This window comes from Kutzneria sp. NPDC052558, from assembly GCF_044547355.1.
Classification (GTDB): domain Bacteria; phylum Actinomycetota; class Actinomycetes; order Mycobacteriales; family Pseudonocardiaceae; genus Kutzneria.
The window spans coordinates 257,310-282,004 of the sequence record NZ_JBIUAG010000009.1; the positions used below are offsets into that span (position 1 = coordinate 257,310).

Genomic DNA, 24,695 nt, shown 5'->3' on the forward strand with positions numbered 1-24,695 from the left:
ATGGCATCCGTGAAGAAAAAGATCACCCTGCACCTGGAGGCGGGCAACGCCGCCATGGCCGACCTCGGCAAGATGCTCGGCCAGACCGGCGTCAACCTGGTCGAGGTCAAGCGAAGTTACGACAAGGCGACCGCCGACCAGCGTGGCGACGTCGTGCCGGTGGTGATCAGTGTCGCCGACGACCGGTCGTTCGAGCTACGCCTGAAGACGCCGCCGACCTCGCACTTGATCCGCAAGGCCCTGGTTGGCAAGGGATCCGATCGGCCCGGGCACCGCTCAGCCGGCCAGCTGAGTGTTGCTCAGCTGCGGGCGGTCGCCCAGCGCAAGCTGCCCGACCTGAACACGACGGACCTCGATGTGGCCATGCGCATCGTCGCCGGCACCGCTCGGTCCATGGGGGTCACCGTGCAGGACAGGTGAATGCTCAGGAGCCGGCGGAGATGAGGGCGTGCACCACTTCCGCGTCCCGCTCCGCCGCCTCGGTCTCGGCGGCGGTGGCCCGCTCCAGCCGTACCGGCATGTCCTTGTGGTGCGGGGTGCCGGCGATCGGGTCCCGGTCCTGAGCGTCGGTGATCACATTGATCCGCGGGCCGTGCACGACCCGCCCGCCACGGCCGTCCGGCACGGACATGCCGAACCCGTGTGGCAGCGCCAGTTGGCCCTTGCGCAGCGAGTCGTCGATCTCCGCCCGGACCACGATCCGGCCGACCCGGCTGACGATCGCCACCCAGTCGCCCTCGGCGGCGTCGATCGCCGCCAGGTCGTCGGTCCGGACGTGCAGTGCGCCGTCCGGGTCGGTGCGGCGCCAGCTCGGCGGGCGCAGGATCTGGTTGGCGTTGTGTCGCCGGCGTTGGCCGTTGCTCAACGACAGCGGGTACTCCGGGTCGGGGCGGTCCCGCTCCGGGTCGAGACTTTCCAGCCAGGTCAGCAGTTCCGGCACGGCCAGGTGCACGCGGTCGTGCCGCATCAGCTGCCAGACCTCGTCGTACTCGTGCTTGCTGAAGGCCAGTCCGCTGGGGCTGGCCAGGATCCGGTCGAACAGCTCCGACGCCAGCGCCGGCCCTTCCAGGTCGGTGTCCAAAGCTCGTTGCACGGCAACGGGCATCCGTTTGGCCAGTGTCAGGCAGCCCGGCCACAGCACCGCCGCAGACGCCGCGCCGTTGGGCAAGCTCGGCCCGAGCGTCCGATACAGCAACAACGGCGCGATCGCCGGATTTTCCTGCAACACCGGGCCCGCCGCCTTGATCAGCTCCGTTCTCGGCAGCGCGGCCAGATCGTCCATTGTGGACTGCTCCGGCAGCAGGCCGAGCTCCTCGAACAGCCGGGCGTAGATCTCGGCCTCCACCAGCGTGCCCGGCAGCGGCTCGAACAGCGGCGGCCGCAGGTGGAAGTAGTTGACGGGGAACTCGAAGTCGAAGAACGTGAACTCCCACTTCTCGTGCTGGGAGGCCGCCGGCAGCACGTAGTCGGCCAGCGCCGCCGTCTCGGTGAAGGCCACGTCGATCACCACCGACAACTCGGCCGCGCGGATCGCCCGCTCGATGCCCGCCGTGTCCGCCGCCGTGTTGGCCGGGTTCGAGGACTCCACCCACAGCACCCGGGCCCGGTTCGGGTGGTCGGCCAGGATCTCCTCGGCCAGGGTGTTCAGCGGCAGCATGCCGCCGATGTACTCGAAGCCGGTGATCTCCGAGCGCTCGCCCCGGGATTCGCTCCACAGCGGCATCAGCCAGGTGTGCAGGGCGTTGGTGCCGGGCCGGCCGAAGTTGCCGGTGAGCAGGTAGAGCAGCTTCTCCAGGTAACTGTTCAATGTGGAGTTTCGGCCCTGCTGGATGCCCAGCTCCACCCGGACCGTCATGGCCTCGGCCGCCAGGATCAGGTCCACCGCCCGGTCGACGTCGGCCCGCTCGACCTCCGCGTGCGCGATCCACTGGCCCACCGTGATCTTCTCCAGCGTCGCCTTCACCTGCGCGAAGCCTTCGGTGCGGGCGTTGAGGAACTCGGCGTCCACCCCGCCCCGCTCGATGATCAGCGCCAGCATCGCGCCGAGCAGGTAGGCGTCCGTGCCCGGGCGCAGCGGCAGGTGCACGTCCGCCACCTCAGCCGTCTCCGTGCGGCGCGGGTCGATCACGATCATCCGGCGGGCCGGGTCGTTCTTGATGTCGTTCACCGCGCTGCGGGCCCGGGTGAACCCGTTGGCCAGCCAGGGGTTGCAGCCGATCACCAGCAGCAGGTCGCATTCCTCCACACCCTCGGCGGTGTGGGTGGTCTGGCCGCCGAACATCTTGCCGTTGACCCAGAAGTCGCCGGTCTTCTCCTGCGACAGCGCCCCGAAGAACCGGCTGGAGTTCATCCACCTCCGCAGCGCGAGGCCGTAGCCCCCACCCGAGTGGTTGCCCTGCCCGCCGCCGCCCACGTACGCCATCGACCCCGGCCGCCCCGCCGCCAGGTCCTCGTCCCGGACCGCCGCCAGCTTCGCCGCGATCTCTCGGAGAGCGCTCTCCCAGCTCACCGGCTCATGCGTGCCGTCTTCCCGCCGCCGCAGCGGCGTCATCAGCCGGTCCCCGTGGTCCCCGTACCACGTCAGCCGTTGCGCCTTCTGGCACAGGTACCCCCGCGACCGCGGGTTCTCCCGATCCCCGCGCACGCGCGTGATCGCCCTGCCCTCGGTCTGCACCTCGATGCCGCAGTTGACGTAGCAGAGGCTGCACGCGGTCTTGTGCCACTCGCCCATCCCACCACAGTTGCGTAATAAGACTCAGCCTGTCAAGCACCCGACAAGGACTTTCTCCGCGATCCGATTCACCGCCAACAGAGGACCGTGACTTTTTCGGCACCGGTTCCGGCCTGCTCCAGGCGGTTGACGCCGCCGGTGTGACCCTTGACACTAAATAGGAAAGTTTCCTAACTTTTTCGTTCATGCGGAACACACCTGGACGCAACCTGACGTTGGCCGAGCAACATGAGCGCTACACGGCTCGCTACACGCGTCGGGCGCTGTTCCGCGCCGGCGTGGTGGGCGGGGCGGCGCTGGCGGTGGGCGGGGCGCTGCCCATGGCGAGCGCGGCCACCGAGAGGGTCTCCGGATCGGCGCTACGGCCGTTCGGCCGGCACCTGGCCTTCGGCGCGGACCCGTCCCAACAGGTCGTCGTGTCGTGGCAGGCGCCGGCGGCCGTGACCGGGCCGTTCATCCGGATCGGCACCAGCCCCACCGACCTCGGCTCCCCCATCGCCGCCGAGGTCCGCACCCTGACCAGCCAGCTGTCCTGGCAGCACCCGGTCGAGGACGAGCCGCTGGTCAAGCCGAAAACCGTGGTGCAGCAATACCTGCACGCCCGCCTGGACCGCCTGGTGCCGGACACCACCTACTACTACGTGGTGGGCCACCAGGGTTACGACCCGGCCGGCCGGCTGGACGGCGTGGCCACCTTCCGCACCGCGCCGGCCGCCGGCCGTGGCGCCGGCTTCGGCTTCACCGCCTTCGGCGACCAGGGCGTCGGCTACAACGCGATCGCCACCGCCAACCTGATCTCCGGCCTGTCCCCCGCCTTCCACCTGCACATGGGCGATCTCAGCTACGCCAACACCGACGGCGACGGCGGCACCGACAACAAGTACGACGCCCGGGTGTGGGACGGGTTCTTCCGGCAGAACGAGCCGGCGGCCGCCCAGATCCCGTGGATGATCGCGGTCGGCAACCACGAGATGGAGCCGTGGTACGCCGCCGACGGCTACGGCGGCGTCCGGGCCCGGTTCACCATGCCGGACAACGCCTGGAGCGGGTCGACCGGCATCTACTCGTGGCGGTACCAGAACGTCGGCCTGATCAGCCTGGACGGCAACGACATCTGCTACAACACGCCGGCCAACCTGGACTACACCAAGGGAAAGCAGCTGGCCTGGCTGAAGTCGACGCTGGCCGCGATGCGCGCCGACCCGACGCTGGACTTCATCGTCGTCTACTTCCACCAGTGCGTCTACTCGACGTGCCAGGACAACGGCGCCGAGCTCGGCGCGCAGCAGAAGTGGGGCCCGCTGTTCGATCAGTACACAGTGGACCTGGTCCTCAACGGGCACAACCACATCTACGAGCGCACCGACCCGATCCGCGCCGGCAAGGCCACCCGCAAGCTCCCCTCCGGGGACACCGTGACCCCGGCCAAGGACGGCACCACCTACGTGGTGGCCGGCGGCGGGGGCGGCGGCATCTACTCCTTCCCCGGCACCGACACGTACATGGGCCACGAGACCAGCAACGACGGCACGCAGCCGATGAAGGTGTCCGATGAGGGCGGTCACGACAAGACCGTCAAGGTCACCTGGTCCCGTGTCCGCTACACCGGCTACTGCCTGGTCGCCGTGGATGTCGCCCCCGCCAAGGGAACCACACCGGCCCGGATGACGGTTCGGTCGCTGACCGAGGACGGCACGGCCGTCGACCAGTTCACCGTGCAGCGCTAACCGATCACCCTGGTTAGTTCCGGCAGGCCCTCGGCCCCCGCGACGGCCTGCCGGACGACCTCCTTCGCCTTGTCCCCCAACGACTCCACCGCGCCGGCGAACAGATCCATGTCGATCAGCTCCAGGGTGCGCAGGTGTTCGGCGTTGTCCATGGTGATCGCCGGCCCGAAGGCCATCAGCGCCGTGCTGGACGCCGAGCCGGAGCGCAGCACGTCCAACAGCCGCGGCAGCGGCAGCTCCAGGTCCACGGCCAGCGCCAGCACGTCGATGACGTTCTTGTGGTTCATCATCATCAGTGTGTTGTTGAACAGCTTGCCGAACTGGCCGGTCCCGATCTGTCCCATGTGGACGATCTGCTTGGAGAACGTCTCGAACACCGGCCGGCACCGCTCGACCACGGTGTCCACACCGCCGACGATCGTGGTGAGCTGCTTGGCCACGGCCGCGGCGTGGCCGCCGCTGACCGGGGCGTCGACGAACTCGACCCCGTGCCGGGCCGCGTGCCCGGCCAATTCCCGGGCCCGCTGCGGCAATCCGGTGGCGTGCTGCACCAGCACCGACCCCGGCCGCATCGCCGCCAACAGGCCGCCGTCGACCGCCACCTCGAACGCGTCCGGATCCTCCCGCAGGCACAGCGCCACGATGTCGCATGCGCCCAGATCGGTCAGGGATTCGTGCGCCACAACGGAAACACCCTCCAGCACGGCCAGCGACGCCGGCCGCCGGGCCCACACGTGCAGCTCGAAGCCGCCCTCGGCGACGGCCCGCGCGATCGGCGCGCCCTGGTCACCCAGTCCCACAAAGCCCACCGTGGTCACGTCAGGCCCCGATCGCGTCGAGCTCGGCCACCGCGTCGGCCGGCAGCTGAAGATCGGCCACGGCCAGGTTGTCCCGCAGGTGCGCCACCGAGGACGTGCCCGGGATCAGCGCGATCGCCGGGGACCGCCGCAACAGCCAGGCCAGCGCCACCTGCTGGCGCGAGGCCCCGACCTTGTCCGCCACCGCCGTCAGCGCGTCCGACTGGAGCGGGCTGAAACCGCCGAGCGGGAAGAACGGCACGAAGGCGATGTTCTCCTTCTCGCAGCGGGCCAACAGGTCCTCGTGGGTGCGGTTGGCGATGTTGTAGAGGTTCTGCACCGTCACCACCGGGGCGATCGCCTGCGCCTCGTCGAACTGCCGGGTGTTGACGCCGCTGAGGCCGAGGTGCCGGATCAGGCCCTGCTCCCGCAGCTCCGCCAGCGCCCCGAACTGCTCCGAGACCGGCTCGTCGTCGGAGACGTCGTGGCCCGCCACCCTCAGGTTCACCACGTCCAGCACGTCCAGGCCCAGGTTGCGCAGGTTGTCGTGCACCTGCGCCTTCAGGTCCGCCGGGTGCAGCGACGGCAGCCACGCCCCGTCCGCCCCTCGCCTGGCCCCCACCTTCGTCACGATGTGCAGCTGCCCCGGGTACGGGTGCAGCGCCTCCCTGATCAGCTCGTTCGTCACCGCCGGGCCGTAGAAGTCCGCCGTGTCGATGTGCGTCACGCCGGCCTCCACCACCGCCCGCAGCACCGCCACCGCCTCGCCCCGATCCCTCGGCGGCCCGAACACGTTCGGCCCCGCCAGCTGCATCGCGCCGTACCCGATCCGGGTGAGCGTCAGCCCCTCCGCCGGCGTGATCGTGCCACCAGCCACCATGGTTCCTGCCTCCCGTTTCGGCCGCTCCCTGCGGCCTCGCAGTTTCCAATGCTGCGACCTCGCCGGGGCCGATGGATGCGCCCCGCCTTTCCTGGGACTGGGAGGGCTAGCCTCAGCGCGAACAGGGCTCCGGCACGTCCATCGACGGGAAGAACGAACCCCACGCCGGCCACTTCTCCTTCGGCACGGTCGACTTCTTCACCGCAGCGCAGATCTTCGCCGCGGCGGCCTCCGGGTCCAGCCCTCGGGTCAGCACGTCCGCCGATTCGATGTTGGTGAGCCGCCCGTCCGCGGTGAACGCGAACAACCTGGACGATGTGGTCACACCCGGCATCCGTGCGAACTCAGCCGGCGCCGCCGGGTTTCCGACATCCCACACGACCGCCATGTCGCCCTCCAGGCCGGCGACATGCCGGCCGTCGGGGCTGAACACCGGGCCATCGGCGTACGTGCCCAGCGGCAGTTCATCCACCTTCGTCAGGTCGCTGTGCGCGCCGCGCTGCCAGAGCGTCAGAACACTGGCGCCGTCGGTGGTGGAGATGACCGCGAACTGTCGACCGTCAGGGGACACGCTGACCTGTGAGTTGAGCGGGAAGGCCTTTGTCTTCAGCGGCTGCGTCGGCTTTCCGGCCCGCACGGCGTCGAGGTCCCAGATCTGCCACGGCCCGGCAGTACTCGTGATCACGTCACTGGACTGGTAAACGATGGCGATCGGCGGCGTGATCATCGTGCCGCCGTCCGCGGAGAACGTCAGCGCCCGCATGGTTTCCGGCAGCACGGCGACCGGCTGGGTGGCGTTCGGATCGGCGATGTCCCACAGCCATGTGCGCGCGTCGATATTGCTGGTGGTGGTCTTGCCGTTGCCATCGGTGCCGGTGGACTCGGTGCCGGCATAGCTGATCACCAGTGTCCTGCTGTCCGGGGTGAAGGCCGCGACGACCTCGGTGTCGGTCAGATAGGTCCGCACCAGTTTCGGGTGATCACGGTCGGCGATGTCCCACAGATCCACCGTGTTGTCGTAGTCGACGCCCTGACGGACCACCGCGAGGCGCAATCCGTCCCCCGACAGTGCGAACGCACCCGGCACGGGGTAGTGCGCAAGATCACCGATCGCCGGCACCGGCAGGTGCGCCCAGGAGTCTCCGGATTTCACCGGCGCCACCTCGATCGCGCCGCCCATGACCTGGTGCACATACAGCGTCGAGGTCGCGTTCAGGGGCTGGCCCTGTTGGGCCGTCGACGCCAAGTCCTCGGGCGCCATCAGAAGCTGACTGGTGTTGGCCTGACCGGCCAGCACCAACCCACGCGTCCGAGCGGTGGGATCGAGCCGGTACAGGGCGAGCGCCAATTCGCTCGCGAGGTCCGGGTTGTCCCGTCCTATGGCGGGAAGCTGGTCGACAAGGTTCTGGACGGTCGCCCGATCCCGCTGGTCGGCCACGGTCTGCTGCGTGATCAGCGAGTATGTCGTCGTTCCCGTCAGGGCCACCAGGAGCACGACCAGCAGCGCCACCAACTGCTTGAGGCGTCGGGTTCGGCGTTTGGCGGCCATGGCTTCCAGCACGCAGACCTCGACGCTGCGGTTGAAGTAGGCCTGCTCGCGATGGGACAGGGACGGCCTGCTGGACTTGACCCACTCGCGGGTCATCTCCAGGCGAGCGCCCCGATAGAGAGCTCCATCGTCGCGGTTGAGGGAGTCCCAGATCTCCGCGGCCTCGGTGAGTTGGCGTTGGGTGCGGAGGCTGTCGCGGTCCTCGGTGAGCCACTCCCGCAGCCGGGGCCAGTGGCTGATGAGGGCCTCGTGGGCGATGTCGACGCCGTCCTGGTCGACGGTGATGAGGCGGGCGTCGACCAGGGCGGCGAGGACTTCGGAGAGGCCCTCGACGTGGTCGAGCTCGGCCCTGGTGACGTGGCGGCGGGTGTCCTCGGTGCCGTCGCCGAGGGCGGTGAGACGCAGAAAGACCTGGCGGGCAACGGATTGCTGGAGCGGCTCCAGTCCAGTGTAGACGGTCTCGGCGGTGCGGCCGATGGCGTGGCTGATGCCGCCGGCAGCGTCGTAGCCGGCGGCGGTGAGGGTCATGCCCTGCCGACGCCGCCACGTCTCCAGCAGGGCATGCGACATCAGCGGCAGCACGCCGGGTTGGTTGGTGGCCTCGGACACGAGCCGAGTGACCAGCGCGGTCTCGACGGCGTAGCCGAGATCGACGGCGGGCTTGGTGATGGCCAGCCGCAGCTCGTCGGCGGTCATGGCGCCGACGAGCACGGGCCCCTCGCCGAGAACCTGGCGCAGCTGCGGGTATTGCAGGCAGTGGCCGAAGAAGTCGGCCCGGACGCCGAGCACCAGGCGGACGACGCTGGTCGGGACGGTGGCGAGGTGCATCAGGGCGGTGATGAACGCCAGCCGCTCGTCCTCGTCGGCGCAGAGGGTGAAGACCTCCTCGAACTGGTCGACGATGACGAGCACTTCCCGCGTGTCCTCGACGACGGCCTGCCGCAGCCACAGGTGCAGGGCGGTGGGATCCGCGCGCAGCTCGGCCCGGAGGGTGGTCGCCGTGGCATCGACGAGGTCGGCCAGCCACAGCGCGCACTCCTCAACGGGGTGCGCGCCGGGCGTGAAAACGACCGTGCGCTGCGGGCCAAGGCCGTCGACGCCGTCCCGAAGGCTCGCCGCCGCGAGACCGGCCCGCAGCAGCGAGGACTTTCCGGCTCCCGAAGCGCCGAACACGACGACCAGACGCCGATTCAGGATCTGGTTCGACAAATGGGCCAGCAGCGCGCCGCGGCCGTGGAATCGACCGGCGTCCTCGACCTGAAACGCCGACAAACCCGGATAGGGCGCCAGGCCGTGGTCCTCGATCGAGGGGACTTCCTGCGTGTCCGCCACGTCACGCCATCGACGCTCCCATTCCTGGGTGTCGCCGCCACAGGCGTCCACATAGGCGATGGTCACGGCCAGAGACGGCAGTTTTCGTCCGCCGGCCGCCTCCGACAGGACCGCCACCGAATAGTGGGCTTTGACGCTGAGTTCTCGATAGACCGGGCTCCCGGCGCTTTCCCGCAGCCGCCGGAGGTCGGCCGCGAACCGCAGCAGCGGCGTGTCGCCCGGGTCGAGCGGCCGCTCGCTTCGTGGCATGCGCTGACACCCCCCACTGTTCGTCGTCCACGATCGTCGAACAGGAGGCGTTTGTCTGGCAAATCAGCAGCGAAGCCGAACAATCCGGATTCAGCCGATCCGCCCGTCCTCGATGCGCAGCACCCGATCGGCCAGGTCGAGGGCCCGCTCGTCGTGGGTGCAGGCCAGCACCGCGGCCTCGCGCCGATGGGCGTGCTCGGCCAGCAGGGCCATCACGGCCCGGCCCCGTTCGCGGTCCAGCGCCGCTGTCGGTTCGTCGGCGAGAATGACGGGAGCCTGGGTGTAGAGGGCCGCCGCGACCGCGGCACGCTGGCGTTCGCCGCCGGACAGCTGCGCCGGATAACGGCCGGCCTTGGGGGCGAGATCGACGGCATCAAGCAGTTCACGAGCCCTTTTCCGGTCGGCGCTGGAGGTGCGTTTGCCGGCTGTGATGTCACGAACGAGAAGATTGTCCATGACCGTGAGAAAACCGATCAGCGACGACGCCTGGAGAATGTACGCGGTGTCAGCGGCGGCCTTGCGGTCCACCTTTCCGTGCACATACAGTGGCGCTTCGTTGATTCGCACGGTGCCGGCGGTCGGGGTGAGCAAACCGCCGGCGATCGCCAGCAGGGTGGTTTTCCCGGAACCGCTCGGGCCCAGCAACGCGACCAGTTCGCCGGCCATCAGTTCGAGGTCGACGCCATGGAGCACATTGACGTCGCCGTAGCCGTGGCGGATGTCGTGCAATGCGGCGGTCACCATCAGGCGGTCCTTCCCAGGCTCAACAACGGGTCCACGGTGAACAGCCGGCGGACCGAGGCCGCCGCCCCGACCAGCGCCACGACCAGTAGTAACGCGCCAGCCGTTACCACCTCGCTCGGCGGCAGCACGAACACCGCCGGCGGCATGGCCAGCCCCATCGCCACGCCGGCCAAGGCGCCGACGAGGACGCCCGCGACGGCGGTGGCCAGCACCTGGGTGACGTACGCGCCGATCAGCAGCCGTCGGGACGCCCCGGTCGCCCGCAGGACGGCGAGCGGGCCCTCCTTCTGGAGCGTCAGGATCCAGAACACCACGCCGATCAGCAGCGCCGCACCGGCGTACAGGAAGGACCGGATCAGGCCGATCGTCCCGGTTTCCGCCTGGTAGCCCGGAACCGCGTCGATCGCCACCGCCTTCGTCACGGGGTCGGTGTCCGTTGCCACGCGGGCGATCGCCGCCAGCGCGGCATCGTCCGATGTGGACACTGCGTAGGCGCTGACGCCTTCGGTGTTGTGCAGGCGCTGCCAGTCGGCCAACGGCAGGTAGGCCACGGCCGAATGCTGGATACTGCCCAGGTCGGCGTAGCCGGCGATCCTCAGCGGCACGTCGCCCGGCTGGACCGTGACGGTGTCGCCGACGTCAATCCCCTTACCCCGGGCCTGATTGTCCAGCACCACGCCGCCGTCGACGCCGTTCATCGCCAGCAGTGCCGTCGGCACGCTGGCCTGCCCCTTGGTCAGCGCCGCCATGGTGAATCCGATCGGCCGCACGTCGGTCACCCCCGGCACGCCGGCGATCAGCTGCTCATCGGTCGCCGGCAGCCGGCTCCGTGACAGATCGTCGGCCGAGCCCTTCGCGTACACGATGCCGTCGGCCGACAACCGTTGCAGGCCCGACACATCGGCCGCGCCCAGGCCGACCGTCAGTCCGGTCAGGACGAACACCAGGAACGCCGTCAGCGCCACCAGGCCGGCGATCAGGCCGAACCTGACCGGCGCGTGGCGCATCTCCCGCCAGGCGAGAAACCCCATCCCACACCTCTTTCCGACACCTTGTCGGGAACTATTCCAACACGACGTCGGGAACCCGTGCCCGCTTTTCCGACGTGACGTCGGCAACACCGGGTAGACTCGGGGTCGTGCCGAAGATCAGCGCCCCCACCGTCGCCGAACACCGCGCGCAGCGGCTGCGCACGCTGCTCGAGGCCGCCCGGGTCCTGGTCGCCGAGCAGGGGCCCGACGCGCTGACGCTGTCCGCCCTCGCCGCGCAGGTCGGCCTGTCCCGGCCCAGCCTCTACGAATACTTCCGCTCGCGGGACGACCTCGTCGCGGCCATGGTCGAGGACGAGCTGCCGCGCTGGATCGCCGAGCTCGACGCCGAGGTCCGGCGCCATTCCTCCCCCGCCGACCGCATTTCCGCCTTCGTGCGCGCCCAGCTGCGCATGCTCACCGACGGCCGGCACACCGCCCTGGTCGTGCTCGCCGGCCACGCCCTCGGCCCGGCCGCCCAGGAACGCGTCATGGCCGAGCACTCCCGTCTGTTCGCCCCGCTCGTCGAGGCCCTCACCGATCTCGGCGTCGACCACCCCGAGCTGCGGGCCCGTCTCATCCAGGGCGTCGTCACCGCCGCCAGCCCCCTGCTCGGCGCCGACGAACTGGCCAACCGCCGGGTCATCGACGCCGCCGTCACCCAGGTCCGGCACGGAATCCCTGATATCAGGGGCTGATTGGTCCTTTCGGGTTGCTCCCCGGCCCGCTGGCCGGTCTGCCGCGGCCGCCGGGTGCACCATCGCCGAGTGTCGGACAACGATGATCGGCTGGCCAACCGCATCGTGGGCGACGTGCACGGCTCCAGCGTGGCCAACGTCGTGCACGGCAGCGTCTACATCAACGCCACCAACCCGGTCGATCACGCGCCCGAGATCGATTCCCTGCTGCGGGCCCAGGTGCAGGCCGCCCAGGACCTTCCGCAACGCCTGCCCGGCGCCAGCCGCCCCGCCCTCGCCGACGTCTACGTCCGGCAGGACCTCGGCACCGGCGTGGACACGTCACGGTCCGAGCCGCCGCAGCCGACGCCGATCCTGGACGGCCACGGCCAACTCGTCGAGGTTCCGGGCCCGCCGCCGACGCGGATCGCCATCCGGCCGCCGGTCCGCACTGTGCGCCAGGCGCTCGACGATGCCGATCACCTGGTCGTCACCGGCGGCGCCGGGCAAGGCAAATCCACGTTGTCGCTTCGCCTCGCCGCCGACGCTGCCGCGCATTGGCTCGGCACCGGCGAGGCCGCCCTGACCGAACCCTTGGTGCCACTGCGTTTGACCGCGCGTGCCCTGGCCGCCCGACTCCACCTGCCGTTCGCCGATGCCCTGGCCGACAGCGTCCGCGCTGACTACGGCTCGTTCCTCCGCAAGCCGGTTTCAGCCGCCGCACTGTCCGAACGCGTCCGGAACTGCCGGTGGCTGCTGCTGGTCGACGGCCTCGACGAGGTCGCCGACGGCGATGACCGTGACCGCCTAGCTAAGGTCCTCGCCTCGTGTGCCGCCGAATCCACTTATCGAGTCGTGCTCACCACCCGGCCGATCGAGGGCACCGTGCTCGCCCCGCTGCAACGGATTGGCGCTGTGCGCTACGAACTCCAGCCTTTCGACGAGGAGGCCCTGCGCCGGTTCGCCGAGAACTGGTTCGCCACCGACGGATCCGAACTGGCCGAACGCTTCCTACGCCAGATCCGCGCCGCCCACCTCGACGACCTCGTACGCGTTCCCCTGCTGGCCACCATTGCCGCCATCGTCTTCCAGACCCACGTCGATCTTCCGTTGCCGGACAACGAGTATGAGCTGTACGAGGCGTACACCTCTTACCTGCGCTCGATTCGCCCCGCCGACCAGACCTTCGAGCCCTTCCGGGTTCCTCTGCTGGAGCACCTCGGCGTCGTCCGCGTCGAGTCCGACACCTCGCTGGTGACCGCCGCCCGCGAGTGGATACGCGCCAAAGTCTCCACTGCCCTGCCCCTAGGCTGGCCCGAACGCCTCACCGAGTTCCTCGTCGCCGCCGGCCCCCTCGTTCGTCGCGGCGAAGACATGACGTTCCTGCACCACAGTTTCGCCGAACACCTCGCCGCCACCGCCAAGGCCCGCAGTCTGCCCACCACATTCACCGCCGACCACGACGACTTCGTCCGCCTGCTCTATGCCGCCTCCCCCAAGGAAAGCGGCCGCTACGCCCGCTCCGTCGCCCTGCACTACACCCGCCTGCACCCCGACCAGGCCGATCCCCTGCTGCAATCCCTCCACGCCCGCGGCGCCGACCAACATCTCCTGGCCGCCCGCCTCCTTGCCAAACGCATGCCCGCCACCGGCCCCGCCATCGACGCTTTCCTTGCCACAGTTAGGGGTTGGGCCGCCACCACCCACTACCTCGCCGACGACATCCTCGCCCACACCTGCCGCGCCACCCAGCACCCCGCCCTCGCCGACTGGCTCGCCGCCCTCATGCGGGACCAGACTCTCCCCCTCTCCTCCCGCACCTCCGCCGCTGCCGCCCTCGCCGTCCGCGTCCGCGGCCATCACCAGCCCTCGGCCCTTCGGTTCCTCCGCTCCCTCATCGACGATCCCCAGGTCGCCATCGAAAACCGCCTCACCGCTGCCGAAGCCCTTTCCGACACCGGCGCCTCCGAACGCACCACCGCCGAACGCGGCCTCCGCTCGGTTCTCGCCGACAACACCGGCACCGGCGAGGACTACCGCACCGCCGCCGTCATCCTCGCCGCCTTCGGCCCCGAAGCCCGCGCCTTCGCCGTAGCTTCCTTGATGCGATGGCTAGACGACCGCAACACCGCCCCCTCCATCGTGGTCGAGGCCGCCACCGGCTTGGTAGAAATCGGCACCGAATTCCACGCACGAGCCGCCGAGGCCTACCGCCTGGTCCTCCACGACCCCATGCACAACCTCTCCAGTCGTGACGACGCCGCACTCGGCCTGGCTGCGCTCGGCCCGGAGTTTCTGCTCGAAACGGCCGAGGCGCTCACGATGGTCATACATGATCGTCACCGCGCCTACACCTATCGCCTGACAGCCGCAGAGGTGCTGGCCAGGCTGGGACCGCAGTACCGTCAGATCGCCGGCGAGAGTGTGCAGGCCATGCTGCTCGAGCCCGTGATGCACGCGATAGACACGACGAATTGCGCCGTGAAGCTGGCCGGGTTCGGCCCGAGTTTTCGCGAGTGCGCCGTACCCAGGCTTCAGGCGCAGGTGGTCGATCCTACTGTACCCACCATTCAAGTGATCTCGGCACTCGATGCCTTGCGGGAATGCGGCGCGACCCGCGAACCCGAGCTGGCCAACCAACTATGGATGCTGCTCAACGAGGTCGAATCCGATCTGGACGCGTATGTGATGCTCCTCGGCCGCCTCTCCAAACTGGGAGGGCAGCACCGCGCCTCAGCCGTGGGACGACTGCGGGCTCACCTGTCCGATGGCAGTGCCCCGGCAACGACCAGGTGTCGGGCCGCATCAGCGTTGATCGACGTAGGCCCCGAACTTCACGCCGAGGTGACTCGACGCTTGGCGGGCATCGCGGAGACCGAGCTCGGCACCGAGGCATGCCTGGAAGCCTGGCGGCTGCTGGCGAAGCTGGGGCCACAGTTCCGCAGTCACGCGCTTGCTGCACTGCTCAGCATCATTCAGGCTCGCAGCAAACCGGTCCCGTGGTTCTTCCAGGCACAAGGTTTCGCGGCATCCCACGCCGATCGCGAAATGATCGCCGACGCCATGCTGATAGCTCTCCGCGATGACAACAGGTCCTTCCATGAGCGCATGTGCGCGCTGAACGGACTGATCGGCCTGGGGCCTCGCTTTCACGCCGACGCGATCCGCGAGCTGTGCGTCATGCTTCATTCGGTGCACACCATGGTGTTCGACTTCCGCTATGTCGCGATGCAGCTGTCGATCGTGGGAATCGGCCTACGAGAACAGGTAGTGCGGACACTGTTCACACTGGCGCAAGCACCGGAGGCCAGCATCGCCCGCATCCGAGCGATCCTAGACGCGCTGGAGCTACTAGGGTTCAGCGATACCGCCGAGACGAAGACGGCGCTGCGTATCCTGATCGAACATGCCGACACGCCTGTCGACCGACTTGCCGGACAAGGCATGCTGGCCACAATCGATCAAACGGCGGTTCAGGACATCGCGGCCGAGGCGCTGTCTCCTGCCGGAGGTTTCGCCAGCTTCCTCTGGCCACAGCTGGTGGGGAAGCTCGCGGCTCTCGGTGTGGCCACTGGGCCGGCACTGTGTGCTTTGCTGTCCCATCCGGACGTGACCGCGAACAAACGCTGGGAAAGTGCGATGCATCTGTTCACCACGTTCCCCACACACCAAGGTGAAGCGACAGCCGAGCTCGAGTGTCAGCTCGCGGCCGACTTTCGTCGCCCTGGCCATCTCGCCGAGGTGCTGACCGAGTGCGTAACCGTCGGCGCCGTCGACTGGGATCGAGCCGCCGAGCACCTGACCGATCTGGTCGACGACCAGAGCTTGGCGGTATACGACCGCTGTTTGAGCGCCAGCCATTACGCAGCTATCAACCGGTGCGTCGTCACACGCCTGTTCGCGTTCGTCTGTCGCATGGCCGACGAACCTGACCGTACCGCGGACGAACGCGCACAAGCAGCCTATTGGGCTCGGTGGCCGATTCGCGATACCACGACAGCACCTCCCTACGGCCTCATAGCCAGCGCCGCGTTGGCCCGCGGCGCCGGCGGGCAGCGGAGGGCCCTGATCGGACACTTGCGGCGGGATCTGCGTACCCGCGTCGAGCGCACGTTGCTGGCCGACCGGGCATTGCCGATCAAGGAGCGGCTACCTGAGCCTGACGTCTGGGATGACCTTCCGTTGGCGGCGGAGGTTGTGGCCGAGATTCGGGAGGTGATGACTGCGCCGGAGTTTCCGAAGGAGGAGCGGGTGGAGGCGGCGGCCGCGTTGGCGCGGTTGGACATGAGGGCGAATGCGGAGGCTACGGCGTTGCTGGAGGCGCCGGGGTCGTGGCGAGGGAAGGAGGCATTGATACGGCTGGGGACGTTGCGCGGGCGGGAGGTGCGGCGTGAGGTGGAGCGGATGGCTGTGGATGAGGGATTGGCGCTGAGGGTGAGGCGGAGGGCGGTGGAGGTGTTGGTGGCGGCTAGTCCGAGGACGCCGCCGGGGTTAGTGGTGGTGTTGAGGGAGATTGCGGAGGCGGGGGGTGAGCGTAAGCGGGCGGAGGCGTTGTTGGCGTTGGGGGCGTACGACGGGCTGGCGGGGTTGCGGGCAATGCGTGATGACGAGGGGACGGGGATGTCGGTGCGATGGTATGCGGCGACGGAGCTGAGGGATTACCAGGTTGAGGATTCGGTTAGGGCGGCGGAGCTGTTCGAGGGTATTGCGGGGGATTCGAGGGAGCGGCCGGCGTTGAGGTGGCGGGCGGGGAAGAGTTTGGGTGAGAGGGGGCGAAAAGGGCGGAAGCGGGCGGTGGAGTTGTTGTGGGGGATGGCAACGGACACGCGGTTGCCGGTGGGGGCAAGGGCGAGGGCGGCGAGTGTGTTGAGCGAGATCTCGCCGAATCGGCGGGGTGAGGTGCTGGAGCTGCTCAATACGATGCTCGACACCGAGAAGCCGTTGCTACGCCGGAAGGTTCTGCTGGAGATCGGCGAGTGCCGGCAGGAGGAGGCGGCGTTGGAGCTGCTGGCGATGGCCGACGAGGAGCGGCACGGGGCGGTGGTGCGGATGCGGTGTGCCGAGGGAGCGGTGGCGCTGTGGCGGGACTGCCGGGATCGGGCTGCGGTGGTGGTACGGGCTGTGGCGAATGACGACGCCGTGCGGTGGCATGTGCGAAGGCGGGCGGCCTGTCACCTGGCCCGGTGGAGTGCGGTGTGCCGGGAGGAGGCCCGGGCTCTGATCCGGGAACTGGACGGGACAGCGGCAGTCGGTCGATAGCGACCACGAAGGCCACAGCTGAGATCGCCCCGGCGAACCCCGTGCGGCAAGTGCCGATTTCGGGTCCAATGCTGCGGATCTGGTCTGGCGGGGGATGATCCACTGGGCGTATGCTCCGCCCCCGATGGACCCGTTCGATCCCATGCCTCCGGGCGGCGACGGCCGGCGACTGGACCGGGTGCTGGTGTGGACGGCCACCGCCGGGGCCTTGGGCTGCTCGGTGCTGATCTTCCTGGCGACGAACGTGTCGGAGCCTGATCCGGTGGCGGAGCCGGTGCCGACGACGAGGACGGCCGCGCCGGTCGAGGAGTCGACTACGGAGACAACCTCGGCGACGACGACCGTGGCGGGAACGACGACGAAAGACGTTGCGCCAACGGTGATCACGAACCGGCCGGCGACCAGTAGCCAACAGGCGGCAAGCAATCCACCGGTGAGACAGACCCAACCGCAGACCACGTGCCCAGTGGCGCAGTGGCAGCGGGACACCGCGTATGACGGGGGCGCGGTGGTGGCCTACGGGGGCCGGCTGTGGATGGCGAAGTGGTGGAACTACAACGCGGTCCCGGGGGCCAACGCGGAAGGGGTGTGGCTGGTGGCGACGGGGTGCTGAGACGCCGTCCGGCTGGCAGGCTGGGACGCGGTCAGTCCCAGCCAGACAGGAGAGACGATGTCTCAGGTGCAGACCGTCCGCGGCCCGGTCGACAGCGCGGAGCTCGGCGTCACCCTCATGCACGAGCACATCTTCGTGCTCACGGCAGACGTGCAGGCCAACTTCCCGAGCGAGTGGGGCGACGAGGATCAGCGGGTCGCGGACGCGGTCGCCAAGCTGAAAGCCTTGCACGACACGGGAGTGCGGACGATCGTCGACCCGACGGTGATCGGCCTGGGCCGCTACCTGCCGCGGATCAAGCGGATCGCCGAGCAGGTGCCGCTGAACATCGTGGCGGCCACGGGCGTCTACACCTACCGCGACGTGCCGACCTACTTCTGGTACCGGGAACCGGATCCGATGGCCGACATGTTCGTCACGGAGATCCGGGAAGGCGTGGCCGACACGGGAATCCGAGCCGGCCTGCTCAAGTGCGCGATCGACGAGCCCGGCCTCACGCCCGGTGTGGAGCGGGTGATGCGGGCGGTGGCCAAGGCCCATCTGGAGACGGGCGTGCCGATCACCGTCCACACCCATCCCGGCGCCAGGACCGGGCAGCACGTGAAGCGAGTCATGTGCGACGAGGAGGGGGTGGATCCGAGCCGAATCGTCTTGGGGCACAGCGGCGACACCACCGACTGCGATCATCTGGCCGAGCTGGCCGACGCCGGTTTCACACTGGGCATGGACCGCTTCGGCATCAACCTGGAGACGACGTTCGAGGCCAGGGCCGAGACTCTGGTGGAGATGGTTCGGCGCGGTTACGCGGACCGGATGGTGTTGTCCCAGGACGCTTCCTGCTACATCGACTGGATCGCCGCCGGGGTAAGGGAAATCGCGCTGCCGCAGTGGAACTACACGCACCTGCACGACGACGTGATCCCATGGGTGCTGGCGCGGGGCGTCACCCAGGAGCAGATCGACACCATGCTGGTGGACGTCCCGCGCCGGTATTTCGAGTAGTTCACGCCAACGCGGCGTCGAGCAGAATCTCGGCGGTGGCCCTGGCGATCTTGGTGCTGCCCGGGCCGCGGTCGTTGCGGGTGGCCACGCCGTTGCCGTCGAAGACCAGGTGCAGCTGGGCCGCGAGCGCGTCGGGGTCCGGGGCGCCGGCCAGCTCGGCCAGCTCGGTGAACAGGCCCCGCATCCAGACCCGATAGTCCTTGGTGGCCAGGTCGATCCGGTCACCGGGCCGGGATTCGGCGCTGGCGCGATGGAAGGCGCAGCCCTGGTAACCGGATTCGGCGTACGCGGCGTTCTGCCCCTCGAAGACGGCCAGCACCTTCTCCCGCGGCGTCCGGGCGTCGTCGACCGCCGCCATGATGTGGCCGGCGATCCGGTCGTGCCGCCCCCGGAGGTAGGCGCGGATCAGCTCGTCCTTGCTGCCGAACGTGTTGTACAGCGAGGCCTTGGCCACGCCGGCGTGCTCGATGACCCGGTCGATGCCGACCGTGTGCACGCCCTCGTTGTAGAACAGCTCGTCGGCCGCCGCCAGCAGGCGCTCCCGAGCGGACAGCTTGCCCGTGGCCGTCGCCATTGACATCCACTCCCTCACAACAGACAGGTCTGTTCAGTTTACCGCCGCTGCGCCCGGACCAGCGCGGCCAGGGCCAGCACCGAGAGCACCATCACCGCGACGCCGTAGATCCGCGTCGCGCCGATCAGGCCGGGGCCGTCGACGACGAGGAATCCGGCCGCCACCGCGGGCACGCCCATGCCCAGGTAGGACACCACGTACAGCAAGGACAGCACACCGGCCCGCTCGTGCGGGGCGACCTGCGGGACGACGATGCGGATGCCGCCCTGGAAGCCGCCGCCGAAGCCGATGCCGGCGATGACCGTGCCCACGAAGAACAGCGTCAGCGAACCGACACCTAACGCCACCAGCGTTACGGCCACGCCCACGAACAGCGTGCCGGCGCCGGTCAGCATCACCGCGACCGGGCCGAGGTTGCGCAGTGCCAGGACCGCGCCGCTAGCCACGCCGGCGAAGGCCACCAGCAGCACGCCGGCCAGCACCGCGTTGTTGCCGCCCACCAGCTTGCCGACCAGGGCCGGACCGAGCGCGCCGTACAGGCCGGCCAACGCCCAGACGGCGAAGAGCACCGGGGCCGCGGCCAACACGTGTGCACGGACCGTGCGTGGCAGGATGACCTCCGGCTTGAGGCTGGCCAGCGCGCCCGGCGCCCGAGTCACCGTCTCGCGCAGGAACAACACGCCCACGGCCTGGGCCAGGAAGACGACCATCAGCACGTAGTAGACGAGATGGGTGGGCGCCGGCAGGAACGTCACCAGCAGCGCCGACAACAACGCGCCGGTGGCCGTGCCGATACCCGGGACCAGGGCGTTGGTGAGCTGGCCGCGTTTGGCGTCGACGTCCAGCATCATCGCGCCGATCGCGCCGATGGCCGCACCGGTGGCGATGCCCTGCACGACCCGCCCGGCCAGCAGCGCCGGCACGCCGCCGGCGGTGGCGAAGATGATCATCGTCAGGGCCTGCACGCCCAGCGCCACCAACAGCACGGGCTTGCGGCCGACGTGGTCGGACAGCTTGCCCAGGGTGAGCAGCGCCGCCAGCACGGACACCGCGTAGATGCCGAACACGATGGTCGTAGTGATCGGCGAGAAGCCCCATTCGGCCTGGTAGATGGCGTAGATCGGAGTGGGTGCGCTGGACGCCGCCAGCAGCGCGATCACCATCGAGGCCAGCAGCAGCAACTGGGCGGTGGCGCCGCCCGGCCTGGTCCCCGACCGGGCGACGGTGTCGTCGACCCGTCTGGTCCGCGCGATGGTCTGAGAGCTCACGACACCCTCCGGGGTGAGTAGACAGGTCTGTACAACTGCACCGAGACTAGACAGACCTGTTCACTCACGCAAGTGACCTGCGCCTCAGCCCAACTCCGGCGGCGCCGGCAGGTCGAGGTGACGCAGCAGGGCTGCGACCTTGCCGTCGAGCTCGCCGCCGACGGCGGCGACGTCCGGGAGCCCGAAGCTGCCGAACTGGTCGCTCGGACGGTCGAGGGACAGCCAAGCCCGACGGTCGGCGTCCTCGTGGATGGCCACCCGCAGCGGGGCGTAGAGCATGACGCCGGGATCATGGCGATACATGCGCTGCGCGATGGTGTGGTTGCCCACCAGGTAGCTGACACAGGCCAGGGTGTTGCCGGCCAGGCTCATCACCGGACCGGCCTCGACGGTCCAGTAGCGCAGAAACCCATACGTGGCAAGGCGATCGGTCGCCTCGACGATGGCGCTCCACTCGACCCGGTCGGCGACGAGGCCGGCGAACAGCTGCACGTCATAGGCCGGCACCGCCTCCTCGAACCGTTGCCGCAGTTCGGCATACGACTGTCCACTGGGGACGTCCAGGCGATGTACGACGCGTTCGACGGAAGGCATCGACGACACTCCTTTTCAGACGGACAGCAGGACGCGGCCGAACGGGCCGCCCTCGATCAGGCGCCGCTGGACCCGGGGATCACCGGGAACGGCCGGACCGCGCCGGTCAGAAGCTTGCCCAGCCGGGCGGCGTTGTCGGACGGGCTGACGCCGGCCACGGTCACCCGAACCACGGCCTGGCCGTCGCTCGCGGCCGGCTCGGGCGCGGCGGCCGGGCCGAGCACGTCGTAATCGCCGAAGCGGTCATACTGAATGGCTCGCATGAAATAACCGTAGCACGTATGATTATTTCACGGTTCCGCCTGATCAGGTGCCCTGTCGGACGTTGCCCGCAGCCGCCGGATGGGCAAGGTTGGAGGGCATGGCCGAGGCGGAGGTGCTGATCGTCGGCGGCGGGCCGGTCGGGCTCACCGCCAGGGCCCTGCTGGACCGCTGGGGTGTGCGCACGCTGCTGGTGGAGAAGCACCGCGAGCTGTCGCCGTTCCCCCGCTCACGGCTGGTCAACGTGCGCACCATGGAGATCTTCCGGCGCCTCGGGATCGCCGACACGGTCCGGGACCGCGCCTTCGCGCCGGAGTTCGGCCGGGTCCGGTTCCGGGACACGCTGCTGAACCGGGACTTCGCCACCGCGGCCATGATCGGCGTGAACGGGCCGATCCCGGACAGCCCCGAGTTCGGCGTGGTCACCTCGCAGGACCGGTTGGAGCCCACCCTGGTCGCCGCCGCCGACGGGCCGATCCGATTCGGGGCCGAGTGCGCGGAACTGTCCGAACAGGACGATGACGTGGTCGCCGCCTTCGTCGACGGCCCGACCGTCCGGGCGCGGTACGTGATCGCCGCCGACGGCGCGAATTCCACTGTGCGGCAACAACTCGGCGTCGAGACGGTCGGTCCCGGCGCCCTGGCCAGGATGACCACGGTCGTCTTCGACGCCGACCTCCGCCAGTGGTCGGCCGATCAGCCGGCCGGCGTCTACTTCACCGCCAACGGCATGTTCGCGCCGGTCTATCCCGAGGGCGGCTGGGCGTGGATCAGCGGCGCCACCGAGGACACCGACTACGCCGGGCGCGTGACGAAGGCGATCGGCGCGGATGTCGGCGCCACGGTGCTGCGGGTGCAGCACTGGACGGTGAACGCCTTTGTCGCCAAGCACTTCCGGCGCGGTCGAGTCTTTCTCGCCGGCGACGCCGCGCACACCGTTCCCGGGGCCGGCGGGCTGGGCATGAACACCGGCATCGCGGCCGTGCACAACCTGTGCTGGAAGTTGGCCGGCGCGCTGCGGGGCTGGGCCTCCCCCGACCTGCTGGATTCGTACGAGTCCGAACGACAGCCGGTGGCCCAGACGACCCTGCGCCAGGCGGTGGCCAACACCCAGCTCATGCGCAGCGCCCAGGAGCGGCGGCAGGAACAGCTCCAGGCCGGGGATGTAGCGCCGGACGAGGTCGAACTTCCTTGGTCGGAAAGGTACTTCGCGCAGCTCGGCCTGGTTCTCGGCGTCACCTATGGCTCCTCGGCCGAGCCCGGCACCGACTACGTGCCCAGCACCGAACCCGGCAGCCGCATGCCGCACCGCATGCTGCCCGACGGCCGTTCCACGCTCGACGCCGTCGGCGAGTGGTTCACCCTCTTCACTGCCGAGCCTCGGGAAGTCGACAGTCCGTGGCCGATCCGGGTCGTCCTCGATCCAGAGGCACGGGAGCCGCTGCTCGTCCGTCCCGACGGCCACATCGCCGCCTTTACTGCCCGTTGACACTGTTCGATCGACCGATCTAATCTTAGATCGTGCGATCGAACGACCGGACCTTCACCGAACACGCCCGGCGGACCCAGATCATTCTCGCCGCGATCGAGGTCATCGCCGAGATCGGCTACGCCCAGACCTCGATCCGCAAGATCGCGGACCGAGTCGGCGTGGCCATGAGCGTGGTGCTGTACCACTTCGCCAACAAGGACGAACTGGTCCGGGAGATCCTCAGCCACGCGTGGTCGGAGGCGATCGACTCGGTCGTGCCGGCCGTGGAGATGGAACCGACCGCGACCGGCAAGCTGCGGGCCTACATCCTCGCCAACGCCGACTTCATCCGGTCGCACCGCACGCAGTTCGCGGCGGTGCTGGACATCGCGCTGAGCTACCGCACGGCCGACGGCCAGCTCATGGACCGTCTGGAAATGCCACCGGAACTGTTGGCCGGCATCGCGAAACTGGACCTGAAGACCATCCTGCGCCAAGGGCAGGACAGCGGCGAGTTCGCCGAGTTCGACGTGGCCAGGACCGCGATGGCGATCACCGGCGCGATCAACGGCGCGGTGCTGGACATCGCCCGCGACCCGAGTTTCGACATGGACGCCTACGGAGAGGAACTGGTGGCTCTGTTCGACAGGGCAACAAGAAGGGGGTAGATCATGGCCAAAGTTGTGATCACGGCCGTCGGCTCGCGGGGGGACACCGCGCCGATGATCGCGATCGGAACCCGACTGCAAGATGCGGGGCACGATGTCGTGCTGACCGCGTTCACCATCTTTCGCGATCTCGTCACCGAGAGCGGACTTCGCTTCCGCCCGCACGATCTCAGCATCGACGAGGGCGTCGCCGAGAACGACGTGCCCGATCCGCTCGCGGCGTTGAAACAGTTCTTGTCCCCCAAGGGAATCCAGGAGTCCGGCGAGGCGCTGCTGGCGACCCTGGCCGACGAGCCGGCGGACATCCTGCTGCTGTCACCGTTCGCCGAACTCGCCGGGCACCCACTGGCCGAGGCCCGCGGCATCCCGAGCCTCGGCGTGCGACTCCAGCCGATGTCCACCACGGCGGCGTATCCCCCGTCCATCCTGGGCGGGTGGTCGGCGGGACCGGCGCTCAACCGCCTGGCCGGCCGGTTCGGGGCGGCCGCCGTCGATCACGTCTACGGCAAGCCGGTCGCCGCGTTCCGACGGCAACTGGGTCTGCCCAAGGTCACGGCCAAGGCGTTACGTCGGCGTCGCACCGAGGCGGAATGGCCCATCCTGCACGGGTATTCGCCACTCGTCGCGCCTCGGCCGGCGGATTGGCGGCCCGGGCTGGACGTTGTCGGTTTCTGGTGGCCGCCGCGGCCGCTGGGGTGGGAGCCGCCCGAGGAGTTGGTGCGGTTCCTGGCCGCCGGTCCGCCGCCGGTGTACGTGGGCTTCGGCAGCCTGCCCATGCCCGGCGGGGAGAGCGAACGGGTGTCCGGGATCATCGCCGATGCCTTGCGGCGGGCCAAGGTTCGCGGCATCGTGCAGGCCGGCTGGGCCAATCTCGCCGTCACCGCCGACGACGTGATGACCATCGGCGAGGTCCCGCACGACTGGCTGTTCGACCACGTCGGGGCCGTCGTGCACAGCTGCGGCGCGGGCACCACCGGCGCCGGTCTGCGGGCCGGAGTGCCGGTAGTCGCCATCCCGAATGTCGCCGGCGACCAACGGTTCTGGGCTCGGCGGCTGCACGAGCTCGGCGTCAGCGCCGGCACCTTGTCCCGGCGCAAGATGACCGCCGAGTCCCTCGCCGCGGCCATCACCACCGCCGTGACCGACCCCCGCCTTCGCGCCAATGCCAAGGCCGTGTCGGCCAAACTGGCCGACGAGGACGGCACCGCCGCCGTCCTGTCCGCCGTCAACCGCCTCACCTGAAACCCCGGCGAGTCGCGTTCTCCGACAGA

19 protein-coding genes are annotated in these 24,695 nt (G+C 69.3%); 9 read left to right on the forward strand and 10 right to left on the reverse strand.

Features of this window, described 5'->3' with window-relative positions; genetic code table 11:
- Nucleotides 1-420, forward strand: a complete 420-nt coding sequence (locus tag ACIG5F_RS19135; RefSeq protein ID WP_396519077.1) for an uL11 family ribosomal protein — start codon at nt 1-3, stop codon at nt 418-420.
- 4 nt (nt 421-424) lie between these two features.
- Here the strand turns inward: ACIG5F_RS19135 and ACIG5F_RS19140 are convergent, their stop codons facing one another.
- Entirely contained in the window at nt 425-2,731 is a 2,307-nt protein-coding gene (locus ACIG5F_RS19140; protein WP_396519079.1) for a molybdopterin-dependent oxidoreductase, read from the reverse strand.
- Between the two features lie 185 nt (nt 2,732-2,916).
- On the opposite strand from ACIG5F_RS19140, the gene ACIG5F_RS19145 reads away from it, so the two are divergent.
- Nucleotides 2,917-4,458 (forward strand): purple acid phosphatase family protein, encoded by a 1,542-nt coding sequence (locus ACIG5F_RS19145; RefSeq protein ID WP_396519081.1) that lies wholly within the window; start codon nt 2,917-2,919, stop codon nt 4,456-4,458.
- On the opposite strand, the gene ACIG5F_RS19150 is transcribed toward ACIG5F_RS19145, so the two are convergent.
- From ACIG5F_RS19150 to ACIG5F_RS19170, 5 genes are all read right to left on the reverse strand, one after another.
- A complete protein-coding gene (locus tag ACIG5F_RS19150) occupies nt 4,455-5,276 on the reverse strand; it encodes an NAD(P)-dependent oxidoreductase (RefSeq protein WP_396519083.1) in 822 nt (273 codons plus the stop codon). The two genes, ACIG5F_RS19145 and ACIG5F_RS19150, sit on opposite strands and share 4 nt — an antisense overlap.
- Nucleotide 5,277: 1 nt before the next feature.
- Complete coding sequence (locus ACIG5F_RS19155; RefSeq protein ID WP_396519085.1) at nt 5,278-6,135, reverse strand: oxidoreductase; 858 nt, start codon at nt 6,133-6,135, stop codon at nt 5,278-5,280.
- A 112-nt stretch (nt 6,136-6,247) separates the two neighbouring features.
- Entirely contained in the window at nt 6,248-9,265 is a 3,018-nt protein-coding gene (locus ACIG5F_RS19160) for a hypothetical protein (protein WP_396519087.1), read from the reverse strand.
- Nucleotides 9,266-9,355: 90 nt separating this feature from the next.
- The gene (locus ACIG5F_RS19165) at nt 9,356-10,009 is read right to left on the reverse strand and encodes an ABC transporter ATP-binding protein (RefSeq protein WP_396519089.1); all 654 of its coding nucleotides are present in this window, start codon (nt 10,007-10,009) and stop codon (nt 9,356-9,358) included.
- Nucleotides 10,009-11,040: an ABC transporter permease gene (locus ACIG5F_RS19170; protein WP_396519091.1), complete on the reverse strand. Its 1,032-nt coding sequence runs from the start codon at nt 11,038-11,040 to the stop codon at nt 10,009-10,011. Before ACIG5F_RS19170 ends, ACIG5F_RS19165 begins: the two co-directional genes overlap by 1 nt.
- A 107-nt stretch (nt 11,041-11,147) precedes the next feature.
- Between ACIG5F_RS19170 and ACIG5F_RS19175 the strand changes: the two genes are divergently transcribed.
- From ACIG5F_RS19175 to ACIG5F_RS19190, 4 genes are all read left to right on the forward strand, one after another.
- Nucleotides 11,148-11,735, forward strand: coding sequence for a TetR/AcrR family transcriptional regulator (locus tag ACIG5F_RS19175; RefSeq protein ID WP_396519093.1), 588 nt, complete (start codon nt 11,148-11,150; stop codon nt 11,733-11,735).
- 69 nt (nt 11,736-11,804) lie between these two features.
- Nucleotides 11,805-16,973 carry an NACHT domain-containing protein gene (locus ACIG5F_RS19180; protein ID WP_396519095.1) on the forward strand — a complete coding sequence of 1,723 codons (5,169 nt, stop codon included), beginning with the start codon at nt 11,805-11,807 and terminating at the stop codon, nt 16,971-16,973.
- Nucleotides 16,974-17,097: 124 nt separating this feature from the next.
- Entirely contained in the window at nt 17,098-17,586 is a 489-nt protein-coding gene (locus tag ACIG5F_RS19185) for a carbohydrate-binding protein (protein WP_396519097.1), read from the forward strand.
- A gap of 57 nt (nt 17,587-17,643) precedes the next feature.
- Entirely contained in the window at nt 17,644-18,588 is a 945-nt protein-coding gene (locus tag ACIG5F_RS19190) for a phosphotriesterase (protein ID WP_396519099.1), read from the forward strand.
- Between the two features lies 1 nt (nt 18,589).
- Here the strand turns inward: ACIG5F_RS19190 and ACIG5F_RS19195 are convergent, their stop codons facing one another.
- The 4 genes from ACIG5F_RS19195 to ACIG5F_RS19210 form a co-directional block, all read right to left on the reverse strand.
- The gene (locus ACIG5F_RS19195) at nt 18,590-19,162 is read right to left on the reverse strand and encodes a TetR/AcrR family transcriptional regulator (protein ID WP_396519101.1); all 573 of its coding nucleotides are present in this window, start codon (nt 19,160-19,162) and stop codon (nt 18,590-18,592) included.
- A gap of 38 nt (nt 19,163-19,200) precedes the next feature.
- Nucleotides 19,201-20,430: an MFS transporter gene (locus ACIG5F_RS19200; protein WP_396519103.1), complete on the reverse strand. Its 1,230-nt coding sequence runs from the start codon at nt 20,428-20,430 to the stop codon at nt 19,201-19,203.
- A gap of 84 nt (nt 20,431-20,514) precedes the next feature.
- Nucleotides 20,515-21,024, reverse strand: coding sequence for a DUF302 domain-containing protein (locus tag ACIG5F_RS19205; RefSeq protein ID WP_396519105.1), 510 nt, complete (start codon nt 21,022-21,024; stop codon nt 20,515-20,517).
- Nucleotides 21,025-21,080: 56 nt separating this feature from the next.
- Nucleotides 21,081-21,287, reverse strand: coding sequence for a hypothetical protein (locus ACIG5F_RS19210; RefSeq protein ID WP_396519107.1), 207 nt, complete (start codon nt 21,285-21,287; stop codon nt 21,081-21,083).
- A gap of 98 nt (nt 21,288-21,385) precedes the next feature.
- On the opposite strand from ACIG5F_RS19210, the gene ACIG5F_RS19215 reads away from it, so the two are divergent.
- The 3 genes from ACIG5F_RS19215 to ACIG5F_RS19225 are packed head-to-tail and all read left to right on the forward strand — an operon-like array spanning nt 21,386 to nt 24,666.
- The gene (locus tag ACIG5F_RS19215) at nt 21,386-22,774 is read left to right on the forward strand and encodes an FAD-dependent monooxygenase (protein WP_396519109.1); all 1,389 of its coding nucleotides are present in this window, start codon (nt 21,386-21,388) and stop codon (nt 22,772-22,774) included.
- Between the two features lie 32 nt (nt 22,775-22,806).
- A complete protein-coding gene (locus ACIG5F_RS19220) occupies nt 22,807-23,424 on the forward strand; it encodes a TetR/AcrR family transcriptional regulator (RefSeq protein WP_396519111.1) in 618 nt (205 codons plus the stop codon).
- 3 nt (nt 23,425-23,427) lie between these two features.
- Nucleotides 23,428-24,666 carry a glycosyltransferase gene (locus tag ACIG5F_RS19225; protein WP_396519113.1) on the forward strand — a complete coding sequence of 413 codons (1,239 nt, stop codon included), beginning with the start codon at nt 23,428-23,430 and terminating at the stop codon, nt 24,664-24,666.
- The last annotated feature ends 29 nt before the right edge of the window (nt 24,667-24,695 follow it).

Bases quoted from the DNA above. Each gene is read 5' to 3' on its own strand.
- ACIG5F_RS19135 (WP_396519077.1), top strand. From the start codon at position 1: ATGGCATCCGTGAAGAAAAAGATCACCCTGCACCTGGAGGCGGGCAAC.
- ACIG5F_RS19140 (WP_396519079.1), bottom strand. From the start codon at position 2,731: ATGGGCGAGTGGCACAAGACCGCGTGCAGCCTCTGCTACGTCAACTGC.
- ACIG5F_RS19145 (WP_396519081.1), top strand. From the start codon at position 2,917: ATGCGGAACACACCTGGACGCAACCTGACGTTGGCCGAGCAACATGAG.
- ACIG5F_RS19155 (WP_396519085.1), bottom strand. From the start codon at position 6,135: ATGGTGGCTGGTGGCACGATCACGCCGGCGGAGGGGCTGACGCTCACC.
- ACIG5F_RS19160 (WP_396519087.1), bottom strand. From the start codon at position 9,265: ATGCCACGAAGCGAGCGGCCGCTCGACCCGGGCGACACGCCGCTGCTG.
- ACIG5F_RS19165 (WP_396519089.1), bottom strand. From the start codon at position 10,009: ATGGTGACCGCCGCATTGCACGACATCCGCCACGGCTACGGCGACGTC.
- ACIG5F_RS19170 (WP_396519091.1), bottom strand. From the start codon at position 11,040: ATGGGGTTTCTCGCCTGGCGGGAGATGCGCCACGCGCCGGTCAGGTTC.
- ACIG5F_RS19185 (WP_396519097.1), top strand. From the start codon at position 17,098: ATGGACCCGTTCGATCCCATGCCTCCGGGCGGCGACGGCCGGCGACTG.
- ACIG5F_RS19190 (WP_396519099.1), top strand. From the start codon at position 17,644: ATGTCTCAGGTGCAGACCGTCCGCGGCCCGGTCGACAGCGCGGAGCTC.
- ACIG5F_RS19195 (WP_396519101.1), bottom strand. From the start codon at position 19,162: ATGGCGACGGCCACGGGCAAGCTGTCCGCTCGGGAGCGCCTGCTGGCG.
- ACIG5F_RS19205 (WP_396519105.1), bottom strand. From the start codon at position 21,024: ATGCCTTCCGTCGAACGCGTCGTACATCGCCTGGACGTCCCCAGTGGA.
- ACIG5F_RS19210 (WP_396519107.1), bottom strand. From the start codon at position 21,287: ATGCGAGCCATTCAGTATGACCGCTTCGGCGATTACGACGTGCTCGGC.
- ACIG5F_RS19215 (WP_396519109.1), top strand. From the start codon at position 21,386: ATGGCCGAGGCGGAGGTGCTGATCGTCGGCGGCGGGCCGGTCGGGCTC.
- ACIG5F_RS19225 (WP_396519113.1), top strand. From the start codon at position 23,428: ATGGCCAAAGTTGTGATCACGGCCGTCGGCTCGCGGGGGGACACCGCG.